This is a genomic window from Pseudonocardia sp., assembly GCF_050250275.1.
In the GTDB taxonomy this organism is placed as follows: domain Bacteria; phylum Actinomycetota; class Actinomycetes; order Mycobacteriales; family Pseudonocardiaceae; genus Pseudonocardia.
The window spans coordinates 16,896-42,126 of sequence record NZ_JBFWOY010000029.1 but is presented as its reverse complement, the minus strand read 5'-3'; the positions used below and the strand labels follow the sequence as shown (position 1 = coordinate 42,126).

The 25,231-nt window shown below is 73.3% G+C and carries 25 protein-coding genes; 14 read left to right on the top strand and 11 right to left on the bottom strand.

All coding sequences use genetic code 11. The annotated features are described in order from the left end of the window. The first annotated feature begins 180 nt into the window (after window positions 1-180). Both AB7F12_RS23575 and AB7F12_RS23570 read left to right on the top strand, forming a co-directional pair. Complete coding sequence (locus AB7F12_RS23575) at window positions 181-1,200, top strand: ATP-binding cassette domain-containing protein (RefSeq protein WP_428498215.1); 1,020 nt, start codon at window positions 181-183, stop codon at window positions 1,198-1,200. Next, entirely contained in the window at window positions 1,197-2,000 is an 804-nt protein-coding gene (locus AB7F12_RS23570) for an ABC transporter permease (RefSeq protein WP_428498214.1), read from the top strand. Before AB7F12_RS23575 ends, AB7F12_RS23570 begins: the two co-directional genes overlap by 4 nt. A 54-nt stretch (window positions 2,001-2,054) precedes the next feature. Here the strand turns inward: AB7F12_RS23570 and AB7F12_RS23565 are convergent, their stop codons facing one another. Together AB7F12_RS23565 and crcB are read right to left on the bottom strand one after the other, a co-directional pair. Continuing rightward, window positions 2,055-2,423 (bottom strand): fluoride efflux transporter FluC, encoded by a 369-nt coding sequence (locus AB7F12_RS23565; protein ID WP_428498213.1) that lies wholly within the window; start codon window positions 2,421-2,423, stop codon window positions 2,055-2,057. Then, window positions 2,420-2,911 (bottom strand): fluoride efflux transporter CrcB, encoded by a 492-nt coding sequence (gene crcB, locus AB7F12_RS23560; protein ID WP_428498212.1) that lies wholly within the window; start codon window positions 2,909-2,911, stop codon window positions 2,420-2,422. The genes AB7F12_RS23565 and crcB overlap by 4 nt, the downstream gene beginning before the upstream one ends. A 159-nt stretch (window positions 2,912-3,070) precedes the next feature. Here crcB and AB7F12_RS23555 point away from each other — a divergent pair, with 159 nt between their 5' ends. The 5 genes from AB7F12_RS23555 (at window position 3,071) to lon (ending at window position 7,793) form a co-directional block, all read left to right on the top strand. Then, window positions 3,071-3,538, top strand: coding sequence for a helix-turn-helix domain-containing protein (locus tag AB7F12_RS23555; RefSeq protein WP_428498211.1), 468 nt, complete (start codon window positions 3,071-3,073; stop codon window positions 3,536-3,538). 5 nt (window positions 3,539-3,543) lie between these two features. Continuing rightward, window positions 3,544-4,371, top strand: coding sequence for a hypothetical protein (locus AB7F12_RS23550; protein ID WP_428498210.1), 828 nt, complete (start codon window positions 3,544-3,546; stop codon window positions 4,369-4,371). Window positions 4,372-4,486: 115 nt separating this feature from the next. After that, window positions 4,487-4,840, top strand: coding sequence for a DUF2516 family protein (locus AB7F12_RS23545; RefSeq protein WP_428498209.1), 354 nt, complete (start codon window positions 4,487-4,489; stop codon window positions 4,838-4,840). Beyond that, window positions 4,837-5,394, top strand: coding sequence for a YbaK/EbsC family protein (locus tag AB7F12_RS23540; RefSeq protein ID WP_428498208.1), 558 nt, complete (start codon window positions 4,837-4,839; stop codon window positions 5,392-5,394). Before AB7F12_RS23545 ends, AB7F12_RS23540 begins: the two co-directional genes overlap by 4 nt. Before the next feature lie 89 nt (window positions 5,395-5,483). Beyond that, window positions 5,484-7,793, top strand: coding sequence for an endopeptidase La (gene lon / locus AB7F12_RS23535; RefSeq protein WP_428498207.1), 2,310 nt, complete (start codon window positions 5,484-5,486; stop codon window positions 7,791-7,793). A gap of 118 nt (window positions 7,794-7,911) precedes the next feature. Here the strand turns inward: lon and purU are convergent, their stop codons facing one another. Next, entirely contained in the window at window positions 7,912-8,805 is an 894-nt protein-coding gene (gene purU, locus AB7F12_RS23530) for a formyltetrahydrofolate deformylase (RefSeq protein WP_428498206.1), read from the bottom strand. A gap of 79 nt (window positions 8,806-8,884) precedes the next feature. Between purU and AB7F12_RS23525 the strand changes: the two genes are divergently transcribed. Continuing rightward, window positions 8,885-10,123: an MFS transporter gene (locus AB7F12_RS23525; RefSeq protein ID WP_428498205.1), complete on the top strand. Its 1,239-nt coding sequence runs from the start codon at window positions 8,885-8,887 to the stop codon at window positions 10,121-10,123. Here AB7F12_RS23525 and AB7F12_RS23520 read toward each other — a convergent pair. Continuing rightward, window positions 10,092-10,595 carry a DUF2505 domain-containing protein gene (locus AB7F12_RS23520; RefSeq protein ID WP_428498204.1) on the bottom strand — a complete coding sequence of 168 codons (504 nt, stop codon included), beginning with the start codon at window positions 10,593-10,595 and terminating at the stop codon, window positions 10,092-10,094. The two genes, AB7F12_RS23525 and AB7F12_RS23520, sit on opposite strands and share 32 nt — an antisense overlap. Window positions 10,596-10,712: 117 nt before the next feature. Here AB7F12_RS23520 and AB7F12_RS23515 point away from each other — a divergent pair, with 117 nt between their 5' ends. Then, window positions 10,713-11,732 carry a UDP-N-acetylmuramate dehydrogenase gene (locus tag AB7F12_RS23515; RefSeq protein WP_428498238.1) on the top strand — a complete coding sequence of 340 codons (1,020 nt, stop codon included), beginning with the start codon at window positions 10,713-10,715 and terminating at the stop codon, window positions 11,730-11,732. A 147-nt stretch (window positions 11,733-11,879) separates the two neighbouring features. Then, window positions 11,880-13,055 (top strand): L,D-transpeptidase, encoded by a 1,176-nt coding sequence (locus AB7F12_RS23510; RefSeq protein WP_428498203.1) that lies wholly within the window; start codon window positions 11,880-11,882, stop codon window positions 13,053-13,055. A gap of 30 nt (window positions 13,056-13,085) precedes the next feature. On the opposite strand, the gene AB7F12_RS23505 is transcribed toward AB7F12_RS23510, so the two are convergent. The 3 genes from AB7F12_RS23505 to AB7F12_RS23495 are packed head-to-tail and all read right to left on the bottom strand — an operon-like array spanning window position 13,086 to window position 15,120. Beyond that, window positions 13,086-14,099, bottom strand: coding sequence for an NADPH:quinone reductase (locus tag AB7F12_RS23505; RefSeq protein WP_428498202.1), 1,014 nt, complete (start codon window positions 14,097-14,099; stop codon window positions 13,086-13,088). Between the two features lies 1 nt (window position 14,100). After that, on the bottom strand, window positions 14,101-14,847 hold the full coding sequence (locus AB7F12_RS23500; RefSeq protein ID WP_428498201.1) for an SDR family NAD(P)-dependent oxidoreductase: 747 nt from the start codon (window positions 14,845-14,847) through the stop codon (window positions 14,101-14,103). Window positions 14,848-14,868: 21 nt separating this feature from the next. Further along, a complete protein-coding gene (locus AB7F12_RS23495; RefSeq protein ID WP_428498200.1) occupies window positions 14,869-15,120 on the bottom strand; it encodes a DUF2530 domain-containing protein in 252 nt (83 codons plus the stop codon). Window positions 15,121-15,270: 150 nt separating this feature from the next. Here AB7F12_RS23495 and AB7F12_RS23490 point away from each other — a divergent pair, with 150 nt between their 5' ends. Together AB7F12_RS23490 and AB7F12_RS23485 are read left to right on the top strand one after the other, a co-directional pair. Then, the gene (locus AB7F12_RS23490) at window positions 15,271-16,728 is read left to right on the top strand and encodes an NCS2 family permease (RefSeq protein WP_428498237.1); all 1,458 of its coding nucleotides are present in this window, start codon (window positions 15,271-15,273) and stop codon (window positions 16,726-16,728) included. Between the two features lie 67 nt (window positions 16,729-16,795). Then, window positions 16,796-18,085 carry an MFS transporter gene (locus AB7F12_RS23485; protein ID WP_428498199.1) on the top strand — a complete coding sequence of 430 codons (1,290 nt, stop codon included), beginning with the start codon at window positions 16,796-16,798 and terminating at the stop codon, window positions 18,083-18,085. Window positions 18,086-18,347: 262 nt separating this feature from the next. Here AB7F12_RS23485 and AB7F12_RS23480 read toward each other — a convergent pair whose 3' ends face one another. From AB7F12_RS23480 to AB7F12_RS23470, 3 genes are all read right to left on the bottom strand, one after another. Further along, window positions 18,348-18,917, bottom strand: a complete 570-nt coding sequence (locus AB7F12_RS23480; RefSeq protein WP_428517996.1) for a hypothetical protein — start codon at window positions 18,915-18,917, stop codon at window positions 18,348-18,350. A 677-nt stretch (window positions 18,918-19,594) separates the two neighbouring features. Next, window positions 19,595-20,392 carry a hypothetical protein gene (locus tag AB7F12_RS23475; protein ID WP_428498197.1) on the bottom strand — a complete coding sequence of 266 codons (798 nt, stop codon included), beginning with the start codon at window positions 20,390-20,392 and terminating at the stop codon, window positions 19,595-19,597. A gap of 130 nt (window positions 20,393-20,522) precedes the next feature. After that, a complete protein-coding gene (locus tag AB7F12_RS23470) occupies window positions 20,523-22,031 on the bottom strand; it encodes a glutamate--cysteine ligase (protein ID WP_428498196.1) in 1,509 nt (502 codons plus the stop codon). A 161-nt stretch (window positions 22,032-22,192) separates the two neighbouring features. Here AB7F12_RS23470 and AB7F12_RS23465 point away from each other — a divergent pair, with 161 nt between their 5' ends. Both AB7F12_RS23465 and AB7F12_RS23460 read left to right on the top strand, forming a co-directional pair. Then, the gene (locus AB7F12_RS23465; protein ID WP_428498195.1) at window positions 22,193-22,999 is read left to right on the top strand and encodes a TrmH family RNA methyltransferase; all 807 of its coding nucleotides are present in this window, start codon (window positions 22,193-22,195) and stop codon (window positions 22,997-22,999) included. 74 nt (window positions 23,000-23,073) lie between these two features. Then, window positions 23,074-23,643: a DUF2537 domain-containing protein gene (locus AB7F12_RS23460; RefSeq protein ID WP_428498194.1), complete on the top strand. Its 570-nt coding sequence runs from the start codon at window positions 23,074-23,076 to the stop codon at window positions 23,641-23,643. A gap of 19 nt (window positions 23,644-23,662) precedes the next feature. On the opposite strand, the gene sepH is transcribed toward AB7F12_RS23460, so the two are convergent. Then, window positions 23,663-25,192 carry a septation protein SepH gene (sepH, locus tag AB7F12_RS23455; RefSeq protein WP_428498193.1) on the bottom strand — a complete coding sequence of 510 codons (1,530 nt, stop codon included), beginning with the start codon at window positions 25,190-25,192 and terminating at the stop codon, window positions 23,663-23,665. Between the last annotated feature and the right edge of the window lie 39 nt (window positions 25,193-25,231).

Here is a 25,231-nt window from a genome sequence, read left to right as displayed (position 1 = left end):
CACTGCGCTCCGCAGGCCGGATCGCAGCGGTGAGGTTGCGCGTCGCGGGTCGGGTGCAACCTCACGGTCGTCGTGGCGCCGAGCGGGAAGCAGGGAGGTTGCGGGCGGTCGGCTGTCGGCACGCTTCCGCCCGGACAAATCGGGCGACTTCTGTCGGTGGGTGCCCCTAGTCTGCGCGGCATGGAGAGCACCGCCGTCCGCGTCGAGGGCCTGACCAAGTCGTTCGGGGCGACGCGCGCGCTCGACGGCGTCGATCTGGAGATCCCGTCGGGCACGATCCTCGGCCTGCTGGGCCCCAACGGCGCGGGGAAGACCACCACGGTCCGGATCCTCACGACGTTGCTGCGGCCCGACGCCGGGCGCGCCGTCGTCGCCGGGTACGACGTGGTGGAGCAACCCCAGCAGGTCCGGAAGGCGATCGGGCTGTCGGGGCAGTACGCGGCGGTCGACGAGAACCTCACCGGTTCGGAGAACCTCTACCTGGTGGGCCGGTTGTACGGGTTGTCGCGGAAGGCGGCGCGGGCCCGGGCGGCAGAGCTGCTCGCGCGGTTCAAGCTCACCGAGGCCGCGGAGCGCCCGTCCAAGACCTACTCCGGTGGCATGCGCCGCCGGCTCGACCTGGCGGGCGCGCTGGTGAGCTCGCCGCAGGTCGTGGTGCTCGACGAGCCGACCACGGGGCTCGACCCGCGCGGCCGGCTCGACACGTGGTCGATGATCTCGGAGCTGGTGGCCGACGGCGCGACCGTCCTGCTCACCACGCAGTACCTGGAGGAGGCCGACCAGCTGGCCGACCGGATCGTGGTGATCGACCGGGGGCGGGCGATCGCCGCGGGCACGGCCGACGAGCTGAAGTCGCAGGTCGGGGGGGAGCGGCTGCAGGTCGTCGTGGCCCGCCCGGAGCAGGTGGCGTTCGCGCAGCAGGTGCTGGCCGACGTCGGGATCTCCGAGCCGCAGGTCGAGGAGCACGTCCGCCGGGTGGCGGTGCCGGTCACGGGCGGGACGAAGGCGCTGGTCGAGGCGGTGCGCCGGTTCGACGGCGAGGGCGTCGAGCTGCTCGACGTCGCGCTGCAGCGGCCCACGCTCGACGACGTGTTCCTCCAGCTCACCGGCCACCTCGCCGAGGAGGAGCCGGTCGAGGAGCCGAAGAAGGGGCGCAGAGCCCGACGCAGGAACACGAAGGACGAGGGGGCGGGCGCGTGAGCGCGCTGACTCAGGCGCTGCGCGACAGCAGCGTCATCACCTGGCGCAACTGGGTGGGCATGAAGCGCGTGCCCGACGCGTTGATCGGCCTCACGGTGCAGCCGATCATGTTCGTGGTGCTGTTCGCGCTGGTGTTCGCCGGCAGCCTCGGCGGGGAGCCGTACCGGGAGTTCCTGGTGGCCGGCATCTTCGCGCAGACCGTGGCGTTCAACGTCTTCTTCACGACGATCGGCATGGCCAACGACCTGGGCAAGGGCATCATCGACCGGTTCCGGTCGCTGCCCATGTCGCGGGTCGCGGTGGTCCTCGGGCGCGCGGTGTCCGACCTGGGCGTAGCCGTGATCACGCTGGTCGTGATGTCGTTGACGGGCCTGATCGTGGGGTGGCGGATCCGGGGCAGTTTCCTCGACGCGCTCGCCGGCTACGGGGTGCTGCTGCTGTTCTCGTTCGCGATGGCGTGGATCGGCGTGCTCGTGGGGCTGGTGGCGCGCAACGTCGAGGTGGCGCAGAGCGCGGGCCTGATCTGGCTGTTCCCGTTGACGTTCGTGTCGAGCGCGTTCGTGTCGGTGCAGGGTTTCCCGGGCTGGCTGCAGCCGTTCGGGGAGTGGAACCCGGTGAGCGCGGTGGCTCGGGCCAGCAGGGAGCTGTTCGGCAACCCGACGCAGCTACCGGGTTTCGCGGAGTCGACGGCGTGGCCCGCACAGAACGCGGTGCTCTACGCGGTGCTGTCGTCGCTGGTGATCGTGGCGATCTTCCTGCCGTTGGCCGCGGCGCGGTACCGGCGGGTCGCGAGCCGCTAGGGCGGTCCGGCGCCGGGAGCGCGGCGGGTGATCGAGGACCCCCTGGGCAGCGGCTCAGATCAGGGAGCCGAGCGCGAGTCCCAGCCCGGCCGCGCCCAGCCCCGCGAGGACCGACCCGACGGCGTTGAACACCGCGAACAGCCGGTTGCCGCCCGCGGCGAGCCGGACGGTCTCGTACGCGAACGTCGAGTAGGTGGTGAGCGACCCGCAGAAGCCCGTCCCGACGAGTGCGATCACCTCGGGGCTCGCCGCCGAGCCCAGCGTCAGTCCGAGGATGAAGGAGCCGGTGGCGTTGACGGTGAAGGTTCCCCAGGGGAAGCCGGTGTCGTGGCGGGACTGGACGAGCCGGTCGGTGAGGTAGCGCAGCGGCGCCCCCACGACCGCGCCGGCGACGACGAGCAGGGCGCTGATGCCTGCGCTCATCCGGTACCGCCCGGTGTCGACGGGCGCATGCGGCGGCCGAGGAACCGGGCTGCGGCGAGCCCCAGCCAGGCGGCGACGACGGCGGCGGCGAGTGTGGCGCCGAGGTAGGTGAAGGCGGTGCCGATGCGGCCCGCGGCAACGAGGTGCTGGGCGTCGACGGAGTAGGTCGAGAAGGTCGTGAAGCCGCCGAGGATGCCGGTGGCGAGGAACGGCCGGACGAGCGGGTGCGCCGTCGTGAGCTCGGTGACCGCGACGACGACGACGCCGATCAGGAAGCAGCCGAGCACGTTGACGAGGAACGTCGCCAGCGGGAAGGTGCCTGCCGGGGTCGGCAGGGCGAGGCCGACGGCCCAGCGGGCGATCGCGCCGACCGCGCCGCCGAGGGCGACCGCGACGACGGCCGGGCCCTGACCGCGCAGGGGGGCGAGGGCGTCGACGGGCGGCGCGGAGCCCTGGTCCTGTCCGCTCGGCGAGGACGGTCTGCCCACGGTTCCTCCCTCTCGCACCGGTCCTGCGGGCACGCCCGGGCGAACCCTAACCGGCGTCCCGCTGACGTGACAGAGCGCACGCCACCTGCGCAAGCAGTGTGCTTGCTAGAGCTAGCACACCCGCGTACGGTCGAACACGTGAGCGGAGGTGAGACACCGATGACGAAGACCGACAAGGGCGACAAGCCCGCCGAGAAGGTCGAGAAGGCCGTCGAGCACGTCGGACAGGCCATGGGGCAGGCCGTCGACGACATCGGGTCCTACATCCGTGCGCAGCGCGAGTCGGCGCAGGTGTCCTTGCGCCAGCTCGCCAGGGTCACCGGCGTCAGCAACCCGTACCTCAGCCAGGTCGAGCGCGGGCTGCGCAAGCCGTCGGCCGAGATTCTGCAGCAGATCGCCAAGGGCCTGCGGATCTCCGCCGAGGCGCTGTACGTCAAGGCCGGGATCCTCGACGACCGTCCCGCGAGCGCCGTCATCGACGCCGTGCTCGCCGACCCGCTGCTCACCGGGCGCCAGAAGCAGGTGCTCCTCGACATCTACGAGTCCTTCCGGCGGGAGGCCGACGGCGCCGAGAGCGTCGCCGCCCCCGCGATGGACACCACGACGACCGAAGAACAGGGGAAGTGATCATCATGGCCGTTACGCTGCCGACCGCTGCGGACGTCCGAAAGGTTCGCGAGCAGGCCGCCAAGAACGCCGCCGAGCGGGCCGAGTTCGCCACCAAGCCGCTGCTCGCCGTGCTGGGTGCGGGTGACCGTGCCGTGGCCGGCGTCGCGAAGTTCGCCACCGCGGCGCGCACCCGCGCCGAGAAGCAGGCCGACGTCGTCCAGCAGCGCGTGCTCGACCTCCCGGCCGAGTTCGACGGGCTCCGCGCCAAGCTCAACGCCGACGAGGTGCGCAAGGTCGTCGAGGCCGTGCGCGAGCAGGCGACCGCCTACTACGCCGACCTCGCCGGCCGCGGCGAGGTCACCTGGGGCCGCATCCGCAAGCAGCCGCAGGTCGAGCAGGCCCTCACCGTCATCGGTGAGTACGGCGAGAAGCTCGACTCTCGCGTCGACGACCTCGTCGACGACGCCCACGACGCCGCCGAGAAGGCGCTGTCCACGGTGACCCGCCAGACCCGGTCCGTCGGCGAGAAGGTCGCCCGCACCACCGACGACGTCGCCGAGACCGCCGCGGAGACCGTCGCCGAGGTCACCGCCGAGGCGGGCAAGGCCGTCGCCGACGCCGGCGAGGACCTCGCCGAGACCGTCGCGGAGGTCGGTGGCGAGACCGCCGCCACCACCCGCAGCGCCGCCCGCCGCTCGGCCGAGAAGACCGCGCCGAAGGCCCCGCGGGCGACGACTCCCCGGGGGACGACCAAGGCGGTCGCGAAGACCGAGCCGAAGACCGTCGCCACGACGGTCGAGCCGCAGACGGCCGCCCGCAAGCCGGCGACCCGCCGCGGCCCGTCCGCCTGATCATGACGCACGACGACCGGTGCCCCCGGCGGCCTCGCCGCCGGGGGCACCGGTGTGTCGCGCCACGGCGGGGCCGGGAGTGTCACGATTCGCCCGGCGCACGTAGTCTGGCGCCGTGAGCGTCCTCCGACCCGACTATGTGGTGCTGTGCCTGATCGGCATCGTCGTCGCCGTGGTCTCCCTGTACGCCCTGGTCCACGCCGCACGGCAGCGCAAGGACGCCTTCGAACTGGCCGACAAGCTCTCCAAGAACGCCTGGCTCGGCATCGTGGGCGCGTCGGCGCTGTTCCTGCTGCTGATCCCGATCATCCAGGTCATCCGCTACCCGTCGTTGCCCGGCGTGATCGTGGCCTTCCAGGGCCTCTACAACCAGTTCACGATCTTCTGGCTCGCCGGCACGGTCGCGACGCTGGTGTACCTGGTCGACGTCAAGCCCGCCGTCGCAGGCATCGGTCGGGGTGAGCGGTGAGCTGGTCCGTTCTGGGCTCGCTCTCCGCCGTACCCGCGCTCGACCGGCCCGACCTGCTGGCCGACCCCGTCGCGCACGCCCTCGAGGCGCTCGACCCGGCGGACGCCGCGCGCGTCGGCGTCGCCGAGATCGACCCCGAGCTGGCCGACACCGCCGCCTTCTGCGAGGCCTACGGTTCACCGCTCGACGCGTCGGCCAACTGCGTCGTCGTCGCCGGCAGGCGCGGCGGTGACACCCGCTACGCCGCGTGCCTCGTCCTCGCGAGCACCCGCGCCGATGTCAACGGGGTCGTGCGTCGCCGGATCGACGCCCGCAGGGCCTCCTTCGCACCGATGGACGACGCCGTCGCGCTGACCGGCATGGAGTACGGCGGCATCACCCCCGTCGGGCTGCCCGAGGACTGGCCGGTGCTGGTGGCGCCCGAGGTCGCCGCGGCGGACGCCGTCGTCGTCGGCAGCGGGATCCGCGGCAGCAAGCTCGCGATCCCCGGTGCGCTGGTGGCGTCGCTGCCCGGCGCGGAGATCCTCGCCGACATGGCCAGGTCCACAAGCTGAGCCGACCCGGCTCAAGGTTCCCGCGTTCGCTCTCAGCAGACTTGCTTGAGCGCTGGAATGAGTTCAACGGTGTAAGCGTTGGTCGGGACATGACACAGACGCTGAAGCTGCCGGTGCTTCCGCTGACCGACTCGGTGGTGCTGCCCGGCATGGTGGTTCCCATTCGACTCGACGCGCCGGAGGTTCAGGCTGCGGTGGACGCCGCCGAGGGCGAGAAGCTCCTCGTCGTCCCCCGCCTCGATGGCAAGTACGCCGCGATCGGCGTGGTCGCGGTCCTCGAACAGGTCGGCAGGCTCCCCAGTGGCGAGCGTGCCGCCGTGGTCCGCGGTGAGTCGCGGGCCCGCATCGGATCCGGGGTGACCGGCCCGGGCTCGGCCCTGTGGGTCGAGGCCTCCCTGGTCGACCCGTCGGAGAGCCCGGTGACCGGCCGCACCCACGAGCTGGCCAAGGAGTACAAGGCGCTCGTCGTCTCGATGCTCCAGAAGCGCGGGGCCTGGCAGATCATCGACGGCGTCCAGCAGATCAGCGACCCGTCCGAGCTCGCCGACACCGCCGGTTGGAACCAGTGGCTCGACGTCGAGCGCAAGTCGCAGCTGCTCGCCGAGGTCGACGTGACCCGTCGGCTCGAGCAGCTCCTCGAGTGGACCAAGGAGCACCTGGCCGAGCAGGAGGTCACCGAGAAGATCGCCGGTGACGTCCGCGAGGGCATGGAGAAGCAGCAGCGGGAGTTCCTGCTGCGCCAGCAGCTCGCCGCCATCCGCAAGGAGCTCGGCGACGACGACCCCGAGGGCGAGGACGACTACCGCGCCCGCGTCGAGGCCGCCGACCTGCCCGACCACGTCCGCAAGGCCGCGCTGACCGAGGTCGGCAAGCTGGAGCGGGCATCCGACCAGAGCCCCGAGTCCGGCTGGATCCGCACCTGGCTCGACACCGTCCTCGACATCCCGTGGACGACCCTGACCACCGACTCCGACGACCTCGTCGCCGCGCGGGCGGTCCTCGACTCCGACCACGCAGGCCTCGACGACGTCAAGGAGCGGCTGATCGAGTTCCTGGCAGTCCGCTCCCGGCGTGACCGCAAGGGCATGGAGAAGGTCGGCGGCCGTGGCTCCGGCGCGGTGCTCGCCCTCGTCGGACCTCCCGGCGTCGGCAAGACCTCGCTCGGTGAGTCCGTCGCGCACGCGCTCGGCCGCAAGTTCGTCCGCGTCGCCCTCGGCGGCGTCCGCGACGAGGCCGAGATCCGTGGGCACCGGCGCACCTACGTCGGCGCGCTCCCCGGGCGGATCGTCCGCGCCATCCGCGAGGCGGGCGCGATGAACCCCGTCGTGCTGCTCGACGAGATCGACAAGGTCGGCAGCGACTTCCGTGGCGACCCCACGGCCGCGCTGCTCGAGGTGCTCGACCCGGCGCAGAACCACACGTTCCGCGACCACTACCTCGAGGTCGACCTCGACCTGTCCGACGTCCTGTTCCTCGCCACCGCCAACGCCTACGACACCATCCCCGGCCCGCTCCTGGACCGCATGGAGGTCGTGACGCTCGACGGCTACACCGAGGCCGAGAAGATCGCGATCGCCCGCGACCACCTGCTCCCGCGCCAGATCGAGAAGGCCGGGCTGGAGTCGACGGACGTCGAGTTCTCCGAGGTCGCGCTCGGCATGATCGCCGCCGAGTACACCCGGGAGGCCGGTGTGCGGCAGCTGGAGCGGGGCCTGGCGAAGGTTCTGCGCAAGGTCGCCGTCGGGTTGGACTCCGGTGAGGAGACCCCGATCCACGTCGACGCGGAGACCCTGGTCAAGTACCTGGGCCGGCCCAAGTTCACCCCGGAGTCGGCGGAGCGCACCTCCGTCCCGGGCGTGGCGACGGGCCTCGCCGTCACCGGCGCCGGTGGCGACGTGCTGTTCATCGAGGCCACCTCGATGGACGGCGAGTCCGGGCTGATCCTCACCGGTCAGCTGGGCGACGTCATGAAGGAGTCCGTCTCGATCGCGCTGAGCTACCTGCGGTCGCGTGGGCTGGCAGGCGACCTGGCCTCGAAGAAGCTGCACGTCCACGTGCCGGCCGGTGCGGTCCCGAAGGACGGGCCGAGCGCGGGCGTCACGATGACGACGGCGCTGGCCTCGCTCGCCTCCGGGTGTCCGGTCAAGTCCAGCGTGGGCATGACCGGTGAGGTCACGCTGCAGGGCAAGGTCCTGCCGATCGGTGGGGTCAAGCAGAAGCTGCTGGCCGCCCACCGCGCCGGTCTGACCGACGTGATCATCCCGAAGCGCAACGAGCCCGACCTCGACGACCTGCCGGAGTCGGTGCGCGGAGAGCTGCGGATCCACCCGGTGGCCGACGTCGCCGAGGTGCTGGAGCTGGCCCTGGAGCCCGCCCAGGAGCACGCCGCAGCGGCCTGACCCTCGGGCGCTCCACGAACGTCAGGAACGGCACTTTCCCGCAACCCGGTTGCGGGAAAGTGCCGTTCCTGCATGTCGGGGGCGCAGGGCCCGGGTCCGCGGACCCCTCACTCACGGGTCAGCGCAGGACGACGGTCTTGTTGCCGTGCACCAGGACGCGGTCCTCCAGGTGCCAGCGCAGACCCCGGGAGAGGACGAGGCGCTCGATGTCGCGGCCACGGCGCACCATGTCGGAGGTCGTGTCGGAGTGGTCGACCCGGATGACGTCCTGCTCGATGATCGGGCCGGCGTCGAGGTCGGCCGTGACGTAGTGGCAGGTGGCGCCGATCAGCTTCACGCCGCGGGTGTGGGCCTGGTGGTAAGGCCGCGCCCCGGCGAACGAGGGCAGGAAGCTGTGGTGGATGTTGATCGCCCGGCCGCTCCACTGCTCGCACAGATGGGCGGGCAGGACCTGCATGAACCGGGCGAGGACGATGGCGTCGGGCTCCTGCTCGTCGACGAGCTTGCGCACCTCCTCGAACGCGTCGAGCTTGAGGCTCTCCCGACGTTCGTCGCGCGGGCCGGGGAACGGGACGTGATGGAACGGCACCCCGTGGGCGGCGACGACGCCGCGCAGCGCGTCGTGGTTGCCGATCACCGAGGTGATCTCGACGGGCAGCTCGCCGGCGGAGACGCGGCCGAGCAGGTCGTGCAGGCAGTGCTGCTCGCGGGTGACGAGCAGGACGGCGCGCTTCTTCGCAGCCGTATCGGTGACGCGCCAGGTGGCCTCGGGGCCGAACTCGGCGGCGACCTCGGCGAACCGGCTGCGCAGCTCCTCGGCGTCGAAGGGTACGGAGTCGGCGCGCACGACCTGGCGGGTGAAGAACCAGTTCTGGTCGGCGTCGGCGTGGTAGGCGGCCTCGACGATCCAGGCTCCGGCATCGGCGAGGAACCCGGCGATGCGGGCGACGATGCCCGTGCGGTCGGGGCAGCTGAATGTGATGACGTAACGGTGCGATGTTGCGGGCTCCACGGCGTTGATCGTGCCACGCGCCGCATCTCACACCCGGGTGTCCCTGCGCCCGGCGGGATCGGGGAGCACAGTCGACGGGGTGAGCTCAGCGGAGGCACCACCCGATCTGGACGACCGCCGTCGCGCGGTCGCGGTTGCAGCGATGACGTTCGCGACGGGCGCGATCGTCGCGAACCTCTACTACGCCCAGCCGTTGGAGGCGACGCTCGCCGAGCACTTCGGGGCGTCGACGGGCGCGGTCGGCGCGGCGTTGACGATCATCCAGGTCGCGTACGCGGTGGGGCTGGCGACGGTCGTTCCGCTGGGCGACCTGTTGCAGCGCAGGCGACTCGTCGTCGGGGTGCTGGTGCTGACGGTGGCCGGGCTGGTGGCGGCGGCGACCGCGCCGTCGCTGGCGGTGCTGGGGTCGGCCTTCGCGGTGGTCGGGGTGACGGCCGTGGCGGCGCAGGTGCTGGTGCCGTTCGCGGCGCAGCTGGCGCGGCCGGGGGAGCAGGGCCGGACCGTCGGCACGGTGATGAGCGGGCTGCTGATCGGGGTGCTGGTCGCCCGCGTCGTGTCGGGGCTCGTGGCCGACTGGCTGGGCTGGCGGGCGGTGTTCGTCCTCGCCGCGGTCCTGACGGCGTCGTGCGCGGTGGCGTTGTGGCGGGCGCTGCCGGTCGTGGAGCCGTCGGTGCGGACCAGCTACCCGCGGCTGCTCGGCTCGGTGCTGGGGCTGATCCGCGACCAGCCGGTGCTGCGGCTTCGGATGATCTACGGCGCGACGAGCTACGCGTCGTTCGGGGCGTTGTGGACGAGCATCGGGTTCCTGCTGGCGAGCCCACCGTTCGACCTGTCGGACGCCCAGATCGGGCTGTTCGCGCTGTTCGGGGTGGCGGGTGCGCTGATGGCCCGGTTCGCGGGCCGGCTGGCCGACCGCGGCCTCACCCATCCGATGACGGGTGCGGCGCTGGCGTTGACGGCGGCGTCGTTCGTGCTCGTCTGGTTCGGCGGGCACTCGCTGGTGGCGCTGGCCGTCGGCATCGTCGTGTTCGACATGGCGTTGCAGGGCTGCCACATCACGAACCAGAGCGTGGTGTTCGCGCTCGCGCCGCAGGCCCGCAGCCGGCTGAACACGGCCTACATGACCAGCTACTTCGTCGGTGGCGCGACCGGGTCGGGGCTGTCGGCGGCGATGTACGCCGCGCACGGCTGGCCGGGCGTCGTCGTGGTGGGGGCGGCGTTCCCGACGCTCGGGTTCCTGGTGTGGCTGGGCGAGGCGCTCGCCCGTGCGCGCACGGGGCCCCGGCTCAGCTCCGCTGCCGCAGCCACTCGAGCGTGAACGCGGTCTCCTGCGCGAGGAGGCCCCCGATCTGCTCGGCGACCATGCTCTCGATCCGGCCGCCGATGAGCGGCACCCGGACCGTCACGGATGCGTCGACGACGAACTCGCTGCCGCCGGTGGCGTCGGCGAGCCGCAGGGCGCCGTCGGCGGACGCGGGCGTGCCGGGGATGCGCACGGCGACGGTGCCGTCGTAGCGGCCGGGCCCGGCCGGTGCCAGCGTCTCGACGCGCTCGATCACGAGGTCGCCGCTGACCAGGCCGCGGACCATCGGCGGAACGACGTCGGCGTCGACGCCGTGGCGCAGCTCGTAGCGGGCACCGTTCCCGTCGAGGTGGTGCGAGAGCAGTGCCGCCCCCGGGCCCCCGAGCTGCTCGAGCCGCGCCTTGAGATAGTCCGGGTCGACCATGACGGCGTAGACCTGTTCGGCGGGGAACTCCGCGACGGTGCGGTGGGACAGCTGGTGCGCCATGCGCGGAGGCTACCCTCGGCGCCCGTGCCGGTTCCCCATGTGGCCGCCTCTGCCCACCCGTGCGCGGCGACGACCCATCCGCCGCTCGCGGCCTCCGCCGACCCGCCGCTCGCGGCGATGACGACGCTGCGCCTCGGTGGCCCCGCGGACCGGGTCGTCGCGGCCGCGACCGCCGAGGACGTCGTCGAGGCGGTGCGCGCGGCCGACGACGCCGGCGAGGCCGTCCTGGTGCTGGGCGGCGGCTCGAACGTCGTCGTCGCCGACGAGGGCTTCCGCGGGACGGTGGTGCGGGTCGGGAGCACGGGTGTCGACGTCTCGGCGCGCCCCGACGGCTCGGTGCTGCTCACCGTCGAGGCGGGCGAGGACTGGGACGACGTGGTCGCGACGACCGTCGACCGCGGCCTGGGCGGGCTGGAGTGCCTGTCGGGTATCCCCGGCCGGACCGGTGCGACGCCGGTGCAGAACGTCGGCGCCTACGGGGTGGAGGTCGCGGACCTGCTCGTCGACGTCGACCTCTACGACCGCCGGACCCGCTCGGTGCGGGCGCACGTCCCGGCAGCCGAGCTGGGGCTGGGCTACCGCACGAGCGTGCTCAAGAACCGTGACGACGCCGTCGTGCTGCGGGTGCGGTTCGCGCTGCCCGGCGGCGCCGACAGCGCCCCGCTGCGTTACCCGGAGCTCGCCCGCGCCCTCGGCGCCGAGCCGGGCGGCCGGGTGCCCGCGGCAGCCGCCCGGGAGGCGGTGCTGGGCCTGCGGCGGTCGAAGGGCATGGTCCTCGACCCGGCCGATCACGACACCTGGAGTGCGGGCTCGTTCTTCACCAACCCCGTCGTCGACGCGGCCGAGGTCCCCGACGGCCCGGGCACCGAGGGGATGCCGCGCTGGCCCGCGCCCGTCGATCGGGTGAAGCTGTCGGCCGCCTGGCTCATCCAGAACGCCGGTTTCGGCCGTGGCCACGCCGGTCCGGGCGGGCGGGTCGCCCTCTCGGGGCGCCACGTCCTGGCGCTGACCAACCGTGGTTCCGGCACCACCGCGGACCTCCTGTCGCTGGCAGCGCAGGTGCGCGACGGCGTCGTCGAACGGTTCGGGATCGCCCTGCACCCCGAGCCGGTGCTCGTCGGCTGCCGGCTGCCGTGAACTCCTGCGCGGGCCCCGCCGCTGTCGGTGCCGCCGCGTAGCCTCGTGCACCGGGCCGGGTGAGTTCTCCGGCCGTTCCCCGACGCAACCGCCCACGGCGGTCGTACGTCTTTCAGGACGGGGAGGAAGGTCGCAATGGGGGAGCGAATGCGCAGAGTCCTGCTCGTCCTGGCCATCGTGGTGGTCGGGACCGCAGGGGCCGTCACGGCGGCCACGGCAGCCGGCCGCGGACCGGGGGACAGCGGCGGGGGGCCGCTCGCGATCCTCGGGCCGAAAGCCGCCGTCAGCTACACACCGGCCGCCGACGCGACGGGGGCCAACCCGGCCACGGCTGCGTCGGCACAGGTCGACGAGGGCACGTTCGACCAGGTCGGACTCGTCGACGCCGCGGGGAAGGCCGTGAAGGGCCGGCTCGCGGCGGACCGGAAGTCGTGGACGACGACGGCGCCGCTCGACTACGCCACCAGCTACACCTGGAAGGGCAGCGCGACCGGCACCGACGGCAAGCAGGTCCCGCTCGGGGGCGGGTTCGCGACGTTGAAGCCGGCGAAGGAGGTCCGCGGCACCCTCAACATCGGGGACGGCCGCACCGTCGGCATCGCCGCGCCGATCCAGGTCCAGTTCAACAGCCACGTCACCGACCGGGCCGCCGCCGAGAAGGCGCTGTCGGTGACGACGTCGACGCCCACCGAGGGCGCCTGGGGCTGGTTGCCCGACGAGAACGGCGGCTCCCGCGTGCACTGGCGGCCCAAGGAGTACTGGAAGTCCGGCACCGAGGTCACCGTCAAGGCGAACCTGTTCGGCGTCGACTACGGCGGCGGCGCCTACGGGACGAGCAACGTCAGCTCGACGTTCACCATCGGCCGGGCGCAGATCGTCAAGGCCGACGTGAACTCGTTCCAGATGGTCGTCATGCGCGACGGCACGCAGGTCGCCAGCTATCCGGCGTCCTACGGCCTGGGGTCCGACCCGAACCGCAACACCCGCTCGGGTGTCCACGTCGTCAGCGAGAAGTTCACCGACAAGCGGATGGTCAGCGAGCAGTACGGCTACGACGTCGTCGAGAAGTGGGCCGTGCGGATCAGCAACAACGGCGAGTTCATCCACGCCAACCCGGCGTCCTCGGGGGCGCAGGGCTCGTCGAACGTCACCCACGGCTGCGTGAACCTGTCGATCGACAACGCCAAGGCCTACTACGACACCGCCATCTACGGCGACCCGGTCGAGGTCACGGGGACCCCGGTGCAGCTGTCGGCCAAGGACGGCGACATCTGGGACTGGACGCTGAGCTGGAACCAGTGGAAGGCGCTGTCGGCGCTCTGACGACCACGCGGGGACCGGGCGCCGGCGCCGTCAGCAGTCGATCAGGACCTTGCCGACGGTGCCGGCCTCCACCGCGTCGTGCGCGGCGCCCGTCCCGTCCAGCGGGAACCGGGTGATCGGCAGCCCGTGCTCCTCACCGACCCGCAACGCGCCGTCGGCCAGCGCCGCCGACACCGCGGCGACGGCGTCGGCCTTCTGCCGGTCGGTGACCGTGTAGGTCATGACGAACTGCAGCCGCGCGTTGGGGACCATCGCGAGGCGCACCGGCATCGTCAACGGCTGGTCCGTGTCGACGGCGTAGATCGCGATCGTGCCACCGGGCGCGATCACGTCGAGGTCGGTGGCGATGTTCGCGACGACCGCCACGTCGACGATCACGTCGGCGCCGCGCGGGCTGACCTCCCGGACGCGGGCGGGAACGTCCTCGTCGCGGTAGTTGACGACGTGCTGGGCGCCGGCGGCGCGGGCCAGCTCCGCCTTGGCGTCGCCCGACACCGTGGTCAGGACGGTGGCGCCCGCCCAGCGGGCCAGCTGGATCGCCGCGTGCGACACCGCGCCCGCACCACCCGTGACGAGCACGACCCTCCCGTCCAGGGCGCCCGGGGCGAGACGTGAGAGGCCGTCCTCGTGCGCGGTCAGGGCCCGGTGCGCGGTCAGCGCCGGGATGCCCAGCGAGGCACCGGTGTCGAACGACTCGCCGTCGGGCAGGGCCACCACCCGGCCCTGCGGCACGACGACGTACTCCTGCGCGGTGCCCTCGTCGGTCTGCCACGCGACGTCCCACAGCCACACCCGGTCGCCCGCCGCGAACGCCGTGACACCGTCGCCGACGGCGTCGACGGTCCCGGCGCCGTCCTGGTTGGGGACCTTCGGGGCGGCGAGGGGGGCGGCGGTCGCGCCGCTGCGGGACTTCCAGTCGGTCGGGTTCACCCCGGACACGGCCACACGCACCCGCACCTCGCCGGGGCCGGGCTCGGGCAGCGGCCGCTCCCGCACCTCGATCACCGACGACGGTCCGGTCCTCTCGTAGACGGCAGCGCGCATCTCAGGCCTCCCGGTGGGCGCGCATCGCCGACGCCTGGGCGCGCGGCTTGAGCACGATCTGGTCGATGTTGACGTGCGACGGTCGGGTCGCGGCGAAGACGATCGTCTCGGCGACGTCGTCGGCGGTCAGCGGCGTGATCCCCTGGTAGACCTTGTCTGCCTTCGCCGCGTCGCCGCCGAACCGGACCAGCGAGAACTCCGTCTCCACCATGCCGGGCGCGATCTCGGTGAGCCGCACCGGCTGCCCGAGCAGCTCCCCGCGCAGCGTGCGGTGCACCATCGCCTGCGCGTGCTTGGCGCCGGTGTAGCCGGCGCCGTTGTCGTAGGGCTCCAGCGCGGCGATCGAGGTGACCGTGACGATGTGCCCGTCGCCCGACGCCACCAACGCCGGCAGCAGGCCCTTGACCATTCGCAACGTGCCGAGGACGTTGGCCTCCCACATCCAGCGCCAGGCGTCCTCGTCGGCGTCGGCGACGGGCTCCAGGCCCTTCGCGCCGCCCGCGTTGTTGACCAGCAGCCGGCACTGCGGGACCGCGGCCACGAACGCGGACACCGACTCCGGGTCGGTGACGTCGAGACGCACTGCGGTGCCGTCGATCTCCCGGGCGATCTCGGCGCAGCGGTCGACCCGCCGCGCCCCGAGGACGACGTGGAAGCCCGCGGCGGCGAGGCCGCGGGCGGTGGCGGCTCCGATGCCGCTGCTCGCTCCGGTGACGACAGCGGTCGGGCGCTCGCTGGGCAGGCTCATGGCCGCCACCTTAGGAGCTGATCAGTGCAGGCCCTGCTGCGCGGTGCGTGAGCCTCGTCGCGCCGCCGCACGCTGCCACCGGAAGACGCCGTAGCCCATCGCGCCGAGCGCCGCGCCGGCCACGCACGTCGTGAACCAGATGTCGAGCGGGCGGGCGGCCGTGACGTGCGCGATGTAGAGGAGGACCGCGCCGACCAGCCACAGAACCGTGCCGATCGGGGCGATGACGGACACATCGGACAGGCGCCTCGGCAGCGCCGGCGGGTTGCGCATGACAGCAGTATCACGGATGGGAACGAGCAGGTCACGGATCGGGCGGGACGCCCGGCTCGGACCTACCGTGTCCGCGTGCAGCGTCCGACGCCGGATGACGAGCCGGCCATCAGTGCCCCGGAGGCGGCGACCGCCGACGCTCCCGACCCCGTGACCTCCGCCGAGCCGAGGTCGGGGTTCGACCGATACTTCAAGCTGACCGAACGCGGGTCCACGGTCGGCCGCGAGGTGCGCGGCGGCGTGGTCACCTTCGTGACGATGTCCTACATCGTCGTGCTCAACCCGTTGATCATCGGCAGTTTCAGCCCGACCGGGCCCGGCGCGAAGGTCGACGTCCTCGGCAACGTGCTGTCGGTGCCGCAGGTCGCGGCCGCCACGGCGCTCGTCGCCGGCGTGCTGACGCTGCTGATGGGTCTCGTCGCGAACATGCCGTTCGCGCTGGCCACCGGCCTGGGCATCAACGCCCTCGTCGCGTTCACGATCGCGCCGCAGGTCAGCTGGCCCGAGGCGATGGGCCTCGTCGTCGTCGACGGCATCGTCATCGTCATCCTGGTGCTCACCGGGTTCCGGACGGCCGTGTTCAACGCCGTGCCGCCCTCCCTCAAGGCCGCGATCGGCGTCGGCATCGGGCTGTTCATCGCGTTCATCGGGCTGGTCGACGCGGGTTTCGTCCGCCGCCTGCCCGACGCCGCCAACACGACCGTTCCGGTCGGCCTCGGCATCGGCGGTTCGATCGCGTCCTGGCCGACGTTCGTCTTCGTGCTGGGTCTGCTGATCACCGGCGCCCTCGTCGCGCTGCGGGTGCGCGCCGGGATCCTGCTCGGCATCGTGGCGACGACCGTCGTCGCGATCGTCGTCGAGGCCATCGCGAAGGTGGGGCCCTCCGAGGGGACGAACCCGAAGGGCTGGAACCTCGGCTACCCCGGCCTGCCGGAGGCGGTCTTCGGGCTGCCCGACCTCTCGCTCGTCGGCGACGTCTCCTTCGGCGCCTGGACGCGGCTGCCCGCGATCACCGCGACCCTGCTCGTCTTCACCCTGGTGCTGGCCAACTTCTTCGATGCGATGGGCACCATGACCGGCCTCGGAAAGCAGGCGGGGCTCGTCGACAAGGACGGCAAGCTGCCCAACGTCGGGCGCGCGCTGTTCGTCGAGGGCACGGGTGCGGTGGCCGGGGGTGCGGCGTCGGTGTCGTCGAACACGGTGTTCATCGAGTCGGCGTCGGGCATCGCGGAGGGCGCGCGGACCGGCCTGGCCAACGTCGTCACCGGCATCTTGTTCCTGGCCGCGATGTTCCTGACCCCGCTGTACTCGATCGTGCCGATCGAGGCGGCGGCGCCCGCGCTGGTGATCGTCGGCGCGCTGATGATGCGGCAGATCGTCGACATCGACTTCATGGACTTCCGGATCGCGCTCCCGGCCTTCCTGACGATCATCGTCATGCCGTTCACGTACTCGATCGCCAACGGCATCGGCGCGGGCTTCATCTCGTACGTGTTCCTCGCGGCCGTGTCGGGCCGGGCGAAGACGGTGCACCCGTTGATGTGGGTGGTCGCGGTCGCGTTCGTCGGGTACTTCGCGGTGGGGCCGATCGAGGCGCTGTTCCGCTAGCGACTCCGGGCCGGTGCGGGTCGGAGTGCGAGGCGGGCCAGATTTAGTTGCTGTACGATAAGCAATAGTGAGTGCAGTCGTCGACACCCCCGGCCCCACCCCGCCGCCCGCCCCCGTGCGCGGCGGCACCTTCGCATCCCTGCGCATCCCGAACTACCGCCTCTTCGCGGGCGGGCAGGTCGTCTCGCTGGTCGGCACATGGATGCAGCGCATCGCGCAGGACTGGCTGGTCCTCGACCTCTCCGGCGGCAGCCCCGCGGCCCTCGGGATCGCCCTGGCACTCCAGTTCGCCCCGACGTTGCTGCTGTCGCTGTGGGGTGGCGTGCTCGCCGACCGCGTCGACAAGCGACGCGTGCTCATCCTGCTGCAGACCGGCATGGGCCTGTGCGCGCTGGCGCTCGGCCTCGCCGTCGTCACCGGGTTCGCGGCGCTGCTGCAGGTCTATGTCTTCTGCGCCGTGCTCGGCTGCTTCTCCGCCCTCGACGTGCCGATGCGCCAGTCCTTCGTCTCCGAGCTCGTCGGGCCCGGTCAGGTCCCCAACGCCGTCGCCCTCAACTCGATGACGTTCAACCTCGCGAGGATCGTCGGCCCCGCCGTCGCGGGCGTGCTGATCGCCGCCGTCGGCAGCGGCTGGGTGTTCCTGATCAACGCCGCCAGCTTCGCCGGCGTCGTCACCGCACTCGCGCTCATGCGGCCCGACCGGCTCTTCCGCGCCGAACGCGTCCCTCGCGCACCCGGCCAGCTCCGCGAGGGCCTGCGCTACGTTCGCGCCCGGCCCGACCTCGTCGGCGTCCTCACCATCGTCTTCCTCGTCTCCGCATTCGCGATCAACTTTCCCGTCACGATCCCGGTCCTGGCCCGCAACGTCTTCGGCGGGACCGCCGAGTCCTACGGCCTGCTGACGACGCTCATCGCGGTCGGTTCGGTCGTCGGCGCCACGATCGCCGCGCGCCGGACCTCCGCGCCGCCCATCCGGTTCGTCGTCCTCACCGGCGTCGCGTTCGGAGTGCTGCTCACGGTCACCGGCTTCATGCCGACGTTCGCGTCCGCCGGTGCCGTCCTCGTCGTCGTCGGGCTCTCGGCGCTGCTGTTCACGACGGCCGCCAACGCCTTCGTCCAGCTCTCCGTCGCTCCCGGGGTGCGCGGCCGGGTCATGGGCCTCTACATGCTGCTGTTCCTCGGCTCCACGCCGCTCGGCGCGCCGCTGCTGGGGATGGTCGCCGAGCACTGGGGTGGACGGGCTCCGCTCCTGCTCGGCGGGGCGCTCACCGTGGTGTCGGTGCTGATCGTCGCTGCCGTCCTGGCGGTGCGGGCGCGGGTCCGCGTCTCGAGGGCGCGGGCAGAGGCTTGCGTCTGAGGCAAGGCTAGGCTAACTTCAGACGCGTCGCTTCGTGGTGGGAGCGGCGCGTCAGTTCGGGACAGCGTGAGCCCCGGCCCCTGCGGGCCGGGGCTCACGCGTTTCACGAGTCGCCGCAGGCCGCCGAGGGAAAGGGCTTGCGTGACAACGTAGGTGAGGCTAGCCTAAACAAGCCGCTTCGTGGTGGGAGTGGCGCGTCAGTTCGGGACACGTGGGCCCCGGCCAGCAGGCCGGGGCCCACGCCGCTGTCGGGCGCCCCGGGTCACCTGTCCGGCGTCCGCTGCCCCCGGCCGGGCACGAACTCGCGGACGTGGTCGACCTCCACCGTCCCCGCGGCCCCCGCCTGCAGACACAGGAACAGCGGGCCCCGCGGCAACACCGCCGGGGAGTGGGTGCGGAACCACGCCCGCCCGTCGACGAGTCCCACCACCGCGTCCGGCGTCCACTCGACCGTCCAGACGTGCCATCGCGTCGCGTCCACCGGCGCCGACCCGCGCGTGACGCCGTCCGTGCCGCGGACGGTGTACGTGGCCCGGGCCCCGTCGAGGTCGGCGAACCGGATCTCGCCGCTGCGGGGGTCGGCACCCGCGAGCAGCACGGCACCCGCCGCGGCCGGGACGCGCATGCGTACCTCCCAGCGTCCGTGCGTCCGGGCGCCCGTCCAGCACAGCGCACCGGCGCCGGCGAGCGTCAGGACACCGTCGTGCACCGAGGCCCGCCCCGCGGAGCGCACGTCGCGGGCCGGCGGCGCGGTGTCGAACTCCTCGGAGCGGTCCGGGGTGGCCCGGCCCGCCGTGGTGCCGTCGCGGGTCGTGGTCGTCGCTGCTCCCACCGGCTCCCCGCGGGAGGACGTGTCCGCGGGCGGGGGAGTGCGCGGCGTCCGCGGTGGGGCCGTCCCCGGAACCGGGTCCGGCGCACGCTGCGGGTCCACCGCGCGCTCCGGGTCCGGGGCGCGCCGCGGCGGGGCCGTGTGAGCAGGAGGTGGGGCACCCGGTGTGCGGACGACGTCCGGTGTGCGGACGACGGCCGGCGGCGGGGGATCGGCCGGCGGCAGCGCCGTCGACGGTGACTCGACCGACGATGGCTCGGCGGGTGGGGGCTCGGCCGGTGGGGGCTCGGCCGGCAGCGGATCACCGGGTGGGGGGTCGGTCGGCAGCGGATCACCGGGTGGCGGGTCGGCGGACGGGGCGTCCCACGGCGACCCGTCCCACGGAACCGGGTCGGTCTGCGATGCGTCGCCGGGGCGTCCCTCCGGCGCCGTGTCCCGAGGTGACGCACCCCCGGGTCCCGCGTCCCCGGGCAGACCGTCCCCGGGCAGACCGTCCCCGGGCAGACCGTCCCAGGGCGCCCCGTCCCACGGGCTCGCCTCCCACGGCAGCGCCGAGCGGGACTCCTCGGCGCGCGGAGGTGCGCCGACGGGCGCGGGCGACAGGTGCCCGACCGACAGCAACACGCCGGCCACCCCCGCCGACACCGCGCGCTGGACCAGGTCGACGAGGTCGATCGTGCTCACGACGCACCGCCTTCGGCCCGGGGCGCGTCCCCGGCAGGGGCGAGCACCTCCTCGTCCGGTTCGACGACGGGCCTGCCCTCGTCGTACGTCACCGGGACGCTGACCCGCACCCACGACGCCGGGCGCCCCGTCCACCCCGCCCCGTCCGGCGGCGGCGCCGACGACGGCCGGCCCAGCACCGGGTCGAGCCGGGCGACGCCGACGAGCGGGGCGCCCGCGGCGGACCGGCCGGCGCGGACGTACGACGTCACCCGCACCCGGACGTCGACCAGCAGGCGCCCGCCCTCGTCGGCGCCGACCGCGCCCGCCAGGCTGATCTCGGCGCGCTGCCTGCCCTCGCCAGCCCAGCCGGGACCGGGGGTGCCTCGCGTCAGGTCGCGCAGGCGCGCGGGCAGGTGCTCGGCGAGCACGTCGCCGCGCCGGGTGCGGTCGTCCTCGTCCCAGGAGAGGTAGTCGGCGGCGAACGCCGCGGCGAGTGCACGGACCTCCGCGAGGTCGACCTCGGGGGCCGGGCGGGTGCCGGAGCCGTGGCCCTGCACCGGGAGGACCGGTGGTGCGGCGCGACCCGGTCGAGGAGCCGCCGCGACCGGCGCCTGCGGGTGCGGGGCCGGGGGCGGGGAGATCCGGTCGACCGCGGGGAAGCCGATCGGGTCGGTGGCGGGCTCGGGCCCTGCGGCGCGGCGCGCGAGGTGCGGGGGACGGCCCGGAGCAGGACCCGTACGGGGTGTGCCGGGCCGGCCGGGGTTCCACCGCGGCTGGTCGGCGGGACGGGCGAAGAGCCGGAACCTGCCCACGTCAGGCCCCGCGCGCAGGGCCGGGCAGCATCGTGCGACACATGGCGCGCGACGCTACGGAGCCCGAACCCTCACCGGGGCCGGATCGGCGGAACCGTTCACGCCTGCCAACCCGGGCCCGTCGCCGACCTCAGGACGGCAGCGCCCAGGAGTGCACGGGCTCGTTGGCGTTGGACTGCTCCAGATAGCGCGTCAGCATGCCGTGCAGGGCCGTCTCCCGGTCGGCGCCCCTCGCCTCCAGCGCGGCGACGGCGTCGAGCTGCCACACGGCCCCCGTGCGTCGGGTGATGCAACGCCGCTCGATGACCGACAGGTACCGGTCGACCACCTCACCGCTCACCCCCCACCGGGCGAGACCCTCCTGTGCCTGCGGCAGCAGCTTGCGCAACACCAGCTCGTCGGGCCGGATCCAGCCCGAGCCCGGCCAGTAGAGGGGACCGTCGAGACCGTGGCGCGCGGCCGTCGTGAAGTTCTCCTCCGCGGCCTCGAACGACATCGAGCTCCACAGCGGCCGGTCCGCCTCCACCAGCACCCGCAGCAACCCGTAGAAGAACAGTGCGTTGGCCACCATGTCGACGGCCGTCGGTCCCGCGGGGAGCACCCGGTTCTCGACGCGCACGTGCGGCGTGCCGCCGGTGATGTCGTAGACAGGGCGGTTCCAGCGCCAGATCGTGCCGTTGTGCAGGCGCAGCTCGTCGAGCCCCGGGGCGCGGCCCGCCTCCAGGTCGGCCAGCGGGTCGCTGTCGTGCGTCAACGGCATCAGGCCGGGGAAGTAGCGGGCGTTCTCGGAGAACAGGTCGAGGAACGACGTGATCCACCGTTCCCCGAACCACACCCGCGGCCGGACGCCCTGGTTGCGCAGCTCCGGGCTGCGGACGTCGCACGACTGCTCGAACAGCGGAATCCGGGTCTCCGCCCACAACCGGGAGCCCAGCAGGAACGGCGAGTTGGCGCCGACCGCCAGCTGCACCCCCGTCAGGCACTGCGCCGCGTTCCAGTACGACGCGAAGTCGTCCGGCGCCACCTGCAGGTGCAGCTGCATCGACGTGCACGCCGCCTCGGGGATGATCGTGTCGAAGTCGGCGACGAGCCGGTCGGGGGCGACGTCGTGGCGGCCGGAGGCGTCGTCACCGGTGATGTCGACGCGGATCGGCTCGCCCCGGGCGGTCAGCATCTGCTCGTTCAGGACGGTGTAGCGCTCGTCGCGGGAGATCGCGTCGCTGACCAGGTCCTCGCGCCGCAGCGTCGGCAGGATGCCGATCATCACGACCTGCGACGCGCAGTCACGGGCCTTGGCGCGGGCCACGGCGAGCTCGTCGAGAAGATGATGCTCGAGGTGGCGCCACTCGTCGCCGGGCAGCGGCCGCGGCGGAAGGTTGAGCTCCAGGTTCCAGCGGCCCAGCTCCGTCTGGAACTCCGCCGAGCCGATGGCCTCGAGGACGTCGACGCCGGTCAGCGCGGGCCGCAGGTCGGCGTCGACCAGGTTGAGTTCGACCTCGATGCCGGTCATCGGCTCGTCGTGTGCGAACGGGTGTTCGCGCAGCATCGTCGCGAGCGCGTCGAGACAGCGATGGACCTTGATCCGGTACCGCTGCCGGTCCCGTCGACTGAACGTAGTCCGGTCGACGCCCTGGCCCATGCGTTCACTGCCTCCGATCCTCGGACCCGAACAGTGCCCCACCAGCACTGATCGTCGTCACGAGCGGTCATTCACCGTGTCACACGGTCGTGGAGTGCGGTACCGGCTGACCGGATGACGGATCGCGAGCGTTCGATGGCGACCTGCGACGATGGCGTCCCGTGGCCACCATCACGAGTGTCGACGATCCCACCGATCCGCGTATCGACGACTATCGCGACCTCACGCATTCCGACCGCCGACCCGACCGGCCCGGCGGGCGCGGTCTCGTCATCGCCGAGGGCGTCGTCGTGGTGCGGCGACTGCTCGACTCGCCCTACCCGCTCCGGTCGGTGCTCGGCGTCCCGCGGCGCATCGCCGAGCTCGCCGACGACCTCGCCGACCTCGACGTCCCCGCCTACGAAACCGACGCCGACACCATGGCCACCGCCGTCGGCTTCCACCTCAACCGCGGGGTGCTCGCCGTCGCCGACAGGGCCCCCGAGCCCGACCCGGCCGACCTGCTGCGCGACGCACGGGTCGTCGCCGTCGTGGAGGGGGTCAACGACCACGAGAACCTCGGCTCGCTGTTCCGCAACGCCGCGGCCCTCGGCGTCGACGCCGTGCTCCTCGGCCCGCGGTGCTCGGACCCGCTGTACCGGCGCAGCGTCCGGGTCTCGATGGGACACGTACTGCGGGTGCCGTTCGGGCCGCTCGGCGGCGAATGGCCGGGGTCGCTGAAAATATTGCGTGACAACGGGTTCCAGGTCGCAGCCCTGACGCCCGCGGCCGATGCGACGCCGATCGGCGCGGCCGGGCTCGCGGGGCTCCGGGTCGCGCTGCTCCTCGGTGCCGAGGGGCCGGGACTGACCGACGAGGCGCTCGCCGCCGCCGACGTCCGCGTCCGCATCCCGATGGCGTCCGGTGTGGACTCGCTCAACGTCGCCACCGCCGCGGCGGTCGCCTTCCACGCCGTCGCGGCACCCTGACGGATCCCGGTGCACACGCCGCCGACCGGTTGACGCTCCGACACGCCGCGGGCGTTGCCGCATAGGCTGATCACGTGCGGCTGGCCGAGGGGGGAGAGGTCGAGATCGGCGGGCGGCGCCCGGACGATCCGGAGCTCCCGCCCGACCTCGTCGTCGCCCTGCGGGAGTGGGGCGAGGTCGCGTCCCGGCCCGACATCGCGCGCGGCCCCGACGAGCAGGAGCTCGTCCGCAGGAGAGGTCGCCAGCTCGCCGGCCGGTGCGCCGAGGCGCTCGGGCGGCCCGTCGACTTCCACGACCCCGTCACCGGGCGCGTCGAGATCGTCAGCGGCCGCCTCACACCACAACGGATCACCGTCGCCCAGCGGGCCACCCCGCGGCCCGAGCCCGTTCCGTGGGCCACCGGCCTGCCGATCGCGGCGTTCTTCGGGGTGGTCGCCGCGGCGGTGGTGGTCGTGCTCTCGACGGCGGTCGACGCTGCGTTCGGGTTGCTCTGGATCCCGGCCAACGTCCTCATCGGCGCCGGGCTGGCACCCTCACTGTGGCTGCTGCGCCGGGTGCCGCTGTGGCGCTGGGTGGCGCTGGGCGTGGCGGTGGGGGTCGTCGTCGCATGGGTGTGCCTGCTCGCGAACCTGTTGGGGCCCTGAGGTCCCGGGGAGCCGACGGTCAGCGCTGGCCGCGGACCCCGAGCAGGACCTCGTCCCACGACGGCATGACCGGCTTGCCCTTCTTCGTGCGGCGCGACGGTCGTGCCGCGGCAGGGCGGGCGGCCTCGGCCCCGGTCTCGGTGTCGGCCTCCGCGTCCACGTCCGTCGCGGATCCGGTGGCACCGGAGTCGGTGGCACCGGAGTCGGTGGCACCGGAGTCGGTGGCACCGGAGTCGGAGGAAGCGGACCCGTCAGCAGCGGGCTCGGAGGAAGCGGGCTCCGAGGAACCCGACTCGGTGGCCGCGGACCCGTCTGCAGCCGCTTCGGTGACGGCAGGCTCGGTGACGGCAGGCTCGGCGGCGGCAGGCTCGGCGGCGGCAGAGGAGCCGGTCTCGACCACCGTGTCCTCGACCTCCACCTCGGCGGCGTCGGCCTGCTCGTCGACCTCGGCGACCTTGGCCGCAGGCGCGTCGGCCGCCGGGGCGGTGCCGGTTGCGGGGGCGGTGCCGGTTGCGGGGGCGGTGCCGGTTGCGGGGGCGGTGTCGACCGCGCCCACCTCGCCGGAGGAGGCCCCGACGGCAGTCTCGGCCACAGCAGGCTCGTCGACCGGCGCCGCCTCCTCGACCGCGCGAGCGGCGGCGGCCGGAGTGCCGGGACGTTCGGCAGGCAGCTCGGGCCGGGGGCGGATCGTGCCCGGCCTCTCGACGGGCTCCTCGGCGAGGAGCCGCTCCGGAGCCGCCGGGGCAGGTCGCACGGGCGTGGTCTCGGCCGAGCGCCGCGGCTCGGGGGTGGCGGGGCGGCTGGGCCGCGGGTCGTGGCGGGGCTCGGGCGCGACGGGCATGGGGCGCTCACGCAGCGGCGCCCCGACGGCGGCGCGGACCACGGCGGGTTCCGCCGGCTCCGGTGCCTCGGGCTCTTCCTCGGGGCGTCCGCCCAGCTCGATGACGGGGCCGACGGTGCGCAGCGGGCGCATCGGCAGGCCTTCGACGAGGTCGCTGGCGTGTTCGTCGAGCGCGGTGACGGTGCCGCCGTGGGCGCCGGGCTGGAAGGTCCAGTGGGCGCTGTTGTCGGAGCGCCCGGCGCGCCAGCTCAGCGCGATGATCCAGCGGCCGTCCTCGCCGCGCCAGGAGTCCCACTCGGCCTCGAGGTACTCCTGGCCGCGCAGGCCGAAGGTGTGTGCGACGGTCTCGCCGAGGGTGCGCACGTCGGGACCGTCGGCGCGCAGCGGGTGCGCGCCCTGGGCCATCTCGGCGGTCCGGGATCGCTCCAGCAGGACCGGATAGGCGAAGCGTTCGATCTTCTGCAGCGGAACTCCGGCCGCCGCGGCGACCTGCTCCACGGACGCTCCGGCGCGGATTCGGGCCTGGATCTCGCGTGGTCGCAATTGGCTCTCCAACTCGATCGCGATCTGGCCGAGCCGGGTCAGGTCGCCCCGGGCGGCAGCGCGCAACTGCTCGTCGGCGGGCACGGTGAACCGTTCGGAGCGCCCGGGATCCTCGAGGACGACCCCGCCGTCCTCGGTGATCCCGACGACCCGCAACGCCCGCATCGGCGGCCTCCCCCGTTCTCCGTTCTCCCCGTCCGGGTG